This window comes from Thiolapillus sp. (genome assembly GCF_048562965.1).
In the GTDB taxonomy this organism is placed as follows: Bacteria; Pseudomonadota; Gammaproteobacteria; order Chromatiales; family Chromatiaceae; genus Thiolapillus; species Thiolapillus brandeum_A.
In genome coordinates this window covers 1-4427 of record NZ_JBHNMF010000277.1, presented here as the reverse complement: position 1 = coordinate 4427, position 4427 = coordinate 1, and the positions used below count along the sequence as shown (strand labels likewise).

7 protein-coding genes are annotated in these 4427 nt (G+C 53.2%); all 7 read right to left on the bottom strand.

The window, feature by feature from the left end:
* On the bottom strand, positions 1-218 hold a 218-nt coding region (locus tag ACOCD2_RS13130; protein WP_293653878.1), incomplete at its 3' end, for a Fic/DOC family N-terminal domain-containing protein.
* A complete protein-coding gene (locus ACOCD2_RS13125) occupies positions 215-670 on the bottom strand; it encodes a hypothetical protein (RefSeq protein ID WP_419587929.1) in 456 nt (151 codons plus the stop codon). The genes ACOCD2_RS13125 and ACOCD2_RS13130, both read right to left, overlap by 4 nt.
* Before the next feature lie 24 nt (positions 671-694).
* On the bottom strand, positions 695-1027 hold the full coding sequence (locus tag ACOCD2_RS13120; RefSeq protein WP_293672392.1) for a DUF262 domain-containing protein: 333 nt from the start codon (positions 1025-1027) through the stop codon (positions 695-697).
* Positions 1024-2151, bottom strand: a complete 1128-nt coding sequence (locus tag ACOCD2_RS13115) for a restriction endonuclease subunit S (RefSeq protein ID WP_296804263.1) — start codon at positions 2149-2151, stop codon at positions 1024-1026. Before ACOCD2_RS13115 ends, ACOCD2_RS13120 begins: the two co-directional genes overlap by 4 nt.
* The gene (locus tag ACOCD2_RS13110; protein WP_293652911.1) at positions 2148-3710 is read right to left on the bottom strand and encodes a class I SAM-dependent DNA methyltransferase; all 1563 of its coding nucleotides are present in this window, start codon (positions 3708-3710) and stop codon (positions 2148-2150) included. Before ACOCD2_RS13110 ends, ACOCD2_RS13115 begins: the two co-directional genes overlap by 4 nt.
* Positions 3711-3895: 185 nt before the next feature.
* Positions 3896-4027 carry a transposase family protein gene (locus tag ACOCD2_RS13105; protein ID WP_368857674.1) on the bottom strand — a complete coding sequence of 44 codons (132 nt, stop codon included), beginning with the start codon at positions 4025-4027 and terminating at the stop codon, positions 3896-3898.
* A 154-nt stretch (positions 4028-4181) separates the two neighbouring features.
* Entirely contained in the window at positions 4182-4412 is a 231-nt protein-coding gene (locus ACOCD2_RS13100; protein WP_293674985.1) for a hypothetical protein, read from the bottom strand.
* Positions 4413-4427 lie beyond the last annotated feature (15 nt).

The following is a 4427-nucleotide window of genomic DNA, read 5'->3' as shown; positions in this document are numbered from 1 at the left end:
GTAACGATGTTCTCGATCTCAGACGAAAGGCGGGCTTCCTGCAAAACGATACCGGTCAGCAGGATCTTCTGGTTGGGGATCAAATTGCCTGCACCCTTCAATTCAGCCAACTCACGGGAAGTGGCAATCGCCTGCTTGAGCACCGGCACCGTCTCCAATTGCACGCCCGGCGGCAGCAGTGGTAGATCATTGAAAGGTTGATTCGCGTCGAAGCTCATGCTGCCTCCTGGCCGGAGTCGATCGCTGCCAGCCATGGAGAGCGAAGCGAAGGCTGGTAGTCCCCAGTAGCCGCGAGACCGCACTGTTTTCCCGGCGTGCCTTGCGCCAGAGGGAAAACAAAGTAGGCCTCCGAACGCGGCGTCCAGTCATTGGGAGACAAGTACGGAGCAGCAACGAGCTTGCGAAGTTGTTGCGCAGTGCTTGGTGACCAGGACGGCTGGGGCACCAATAGGTTGTCAAAGGCCGAGTCGATTTTGGGGACTAGGATGTCCCAAAATCTATCACGAGGCCGAAGACACGCTTGGACCTCCCGGCTCGATTCCAGCCCTTCCATGTAATCATCGAGCAGATCAAAAAGATCAGATTCCTTCGACCAGACCCGGGAGATATTGGGGATGTAGGACTTATCCCTCCTCACCGCTGCATCCGCCACCTCGAATTTCTCCTGCAACGGATTGAAAGCGATTTCGATGGCCTATGCATCATAGTTGTCGCGTACCACAGGAATGCCACTGAGCACAGCATAAAGCGAAGTCAGGCGTTGTTGCCCATCCACGATCAACAGGCGCGGTGGCATCTGCTTACCATTCGTACCGATGGCTTTGCTGTCTTCTTCATAGGCGTTCCGCCACAACAGCAGATAACCCACCGGGTAGCCGCGATACATGGAGTCAAACAGATCCCGCACCTTGGCGTTCTTCCAGATGAAGGGACGGTGTATATCCGGCAGACCGACTTCGCCAAGCTCGACATAGCTGACCAGATCGCCCAGTGTATAGTTGACTTGCTTGAATACGGTTTTGCTCATGCGGCTTCCTTTCCTGTGTCGATTTCAAGTTCCGAGATATCCAACTCACCGGAGATGAGTTTGGGGAGGAGAAGGTCGCGGGTTTGGTGGAGGTTTTTATTTTTCTCTTTCATATTCTTTATCATTTTAAATATTGGGCCTATCTTCCGTGCAAAAAACTCCAATATTTCTTCTGGTACTGAGAGAGCGTCCAAGGCCATTAAGTCTTTCGGATAGACGTGCGGCTGTGCTGCACCCCTTTGTAGTCTCGTCACTTCATATTGGCGGTCTTTTAGTAGCAAATAAAAGTAATAAACATACTTCGTTGCGCTTAAATCTATAACAGAACAATCTGATGCCCAAACATCATGATAATACAGATTCACAAACCCTGCATTTGCACCAGAAGCACTTATAGTGATAACTGGGTTCCTTGTATTGGCGGCATTATGATAGTAGGCGGGCGCAATACCGCCAGCAACCACAGGCACATCTCCTGGAACAATAGTTTTTTTGGTTATATTTTTCCCTTTAGGGATATTCACAAGCTCGCCAAGTGTCACAACCTCCCACCCCTCCGGAATCTTCCCCAGCGGGGAATCGACCATGCGCACCTTCGCGTGGCCGGGGAAGCGGAACTTGACGAACCATTCGCGGTAGAGGTTTTGGGTCATCTCCTCCAGGATTTTTATGCGCCGCAGGTTGTTCTCGATCAGGTCGTCGTAGGCGGAGAGGATGGCGGCGATTTTTTGTTGGAGAATTAGAGGTGGTGTACGAACCGGAAGCATGTGTAGATAGTTACGATTAACCCCAGGCACAGCCCCTGCCACATTCTGCGTTCCTAGATGTAAGGTCTTGAGGAAATAGCTGATAAATTTTCTATTATTTCCTTTAAAGTCCTGAACATACAAAGCAGTGTTTAGCGGCCAAAAGTCGCCACTTATATAAAACACTTCTCCAAGAGTCCCATATCGACCTGTAACAACACCCGGTCCTTTGACTTTAGCTTCAACATGAAAACCACTGATGCCGCTTGAAGAAACGATCGGAAATTCCCCATCCACACGTTTTTTCTTCGGTAAATCATATCCTCTTTTCAGATTAACCACATCACCAAGAACACAGTCCTTCCAAATATCCGTCATGTCCGACCACCTTCCATAATCGACACAATATTTCCGGCAATCCGCTCTTCCAACTCCCTTGCCTCGCTGTTCAGCACCTCCAGCGCCTCATTCAGCTCTTCCAGCCGCTCGAAGAAGTCGAAATCGTCCTCTTCCCGTGCCGCCACACCCACGTAACGGCCCGGATTGAGGCTCCAGCCCTGGGCCTCGATCTCCTCAATGGTCGCCACCTTGCACAGGCCGGGCACATCTAGGTAGCTGCCATCCGGGAACTTCTCTTCCAGCATCGCGGCACTGTCGTGCAGGTTCTCCGGTTCCTCGCCACGATAAAGGCGCACGATATTGGCCAAAAACTCGATCTGCTCCGGTGTGAAGTCACGATGGGCACGGTCGATCTGGCGGTAGATGTGGCGGGCGTCGATGAAGAGCACGGTATCTTCGCATTCGGTGCCACGCTTGCCATTGTCAAGGAACCAGAGGGTGCAGGGCAAGGTGACGGTGTAGAAGAAGTTGGAGCCGATTGCCACCATCACGTCCACGGCCTTGGCCTGGATGAGCTGCTTGCAGATCTCCAGCTCCGAGGCGCGGGCATCGGAGGCCGAGTTGGCCATGACGAAACCGGCGCGGCCCGTATCGCTCAAGGCGCTGTAGAAATGCTGGATCCACAGGTAATTGGCATTGTCCGTGCGCGGCATGCCAAAGGGATAACGCGGATCATCCTTGAGACGTTCCTTGTCCACCGCATTGACATTGAAGGGCGGATTGGCCATCACGAAGTCGAATTTGCCGGTTGAGTTGTGCGGGTCTTCGTAGTAGGTGTTGCCCTGGCGAATATCTCCGGCCAGGCCATGCACGGCCAGGTTCATCTTGCCCAGCCGCACGGTTTCGGCCACCCGTTCCTGGCCATAGATACTGATCTCCTCCATGGCATTGGCCTTGTGCTCTCGCACAAAACGGGCGGATTGCACGAACATGCCACCAGAGCCGCAGGCCGGGTCGAAGATGCGTCCGTGGAAGGGTTCGATGATCTCGACGATGAGCTTGACGATGCTGGTGGGGGTGTAGAACTCGCCGCCCTTCTGCCCCTCGGTCATGGCGAACTTGCCGAGGAAATATTCATAGACCTTGCCGAAGGCATCACCCTCCATGTCCATAGGGATGGAACCCATCATTTTGAGCAGTTCCACCAGAATCCTGTTTTCCAGGCGGTTGTAGGTCTTTGGCAGCACATCCTTGAGATCGGGGTTCTCGGCCTCGATGGCACGCATGGCATCATTGATCGCCTGGCCGATATTCTCTCCCTCCGGGAGATCCAGCAGGTTCTCGAAGCGCGCTTCTTCCGGCAGGTAAAGCACGCCCATGGCCTGATAGCGCTCCTTGTCACTGGTGCTGCGCCGGCGCCACTTCCCCTGCTTGCCGATCTGTTGCTGCGCATGCGAGAACTTGGCATCCGCAAAACGCAGAAAGATCAGCCCCAGCACAGGTATGGAGTATTCTGAAGCCTTCAGTTTGGAGTTGGCCCGCAGTTCGTCTGCAGCGCCCCAGAGGCGTAATTCGAGATCCTTGTTGTTATTGGTCATACTGTTCCACTAAACCCTTCGTTTTTACACTAGGCGTCAGGTTCCATGTGATCATATTCCAAGGTTGTGGCCCCCGGTTTTGATGTCACCTGTCAGTTTCGATACCTTCACGATGGTTCGCACCACTTCTCATGCTGCACTGTCAGCTTCCTGCCAATCGATTCGCATTGCTGCGGCACACACAACTATGTTGACAAACTCCGATGGAGGTGGGTCGAAAACTGCATAGTATCGAGATGACGCCAAGTACGTTCCTTGCGCGTGTCATATCTGGGACAGGTCGCACCGCATTCAGGGCAGGCCCCTTTGTCTTCCATGTATTCGATCCAGATATCCAGACGAGACGCTTCTACTTTCAGTTCTACTCAGTTCTACGTCGTAGATTTCCCACGGACTATCGATGCCCAGTAGCTGGCTATAGTGCTCTTCAAGTTCCATAGTGGCCCCCATGGTAAGTAGTGCTGGATAGCGCTATTTTACTGAGCTTCCACACTGTTTTACCAAGAGCCATGAAGCATAACGACCAAGCTGTTCGGCGCAAACGAAGCGCAGCGTAGTTTGCGTCCGAACGAGCGCCTTGTTAGCTGTCTTTAGCGCTTTCAATCGCTGCCAGCCATGGAGAGCGAAGCGAAGGCTGGTAGACCCCAGTAGCCGCGAGGCCGCACTGTTTTCCCGGCGTGCCTTGCGCCAGAGGGAAAACAAAGTAGGCCTCCGAAC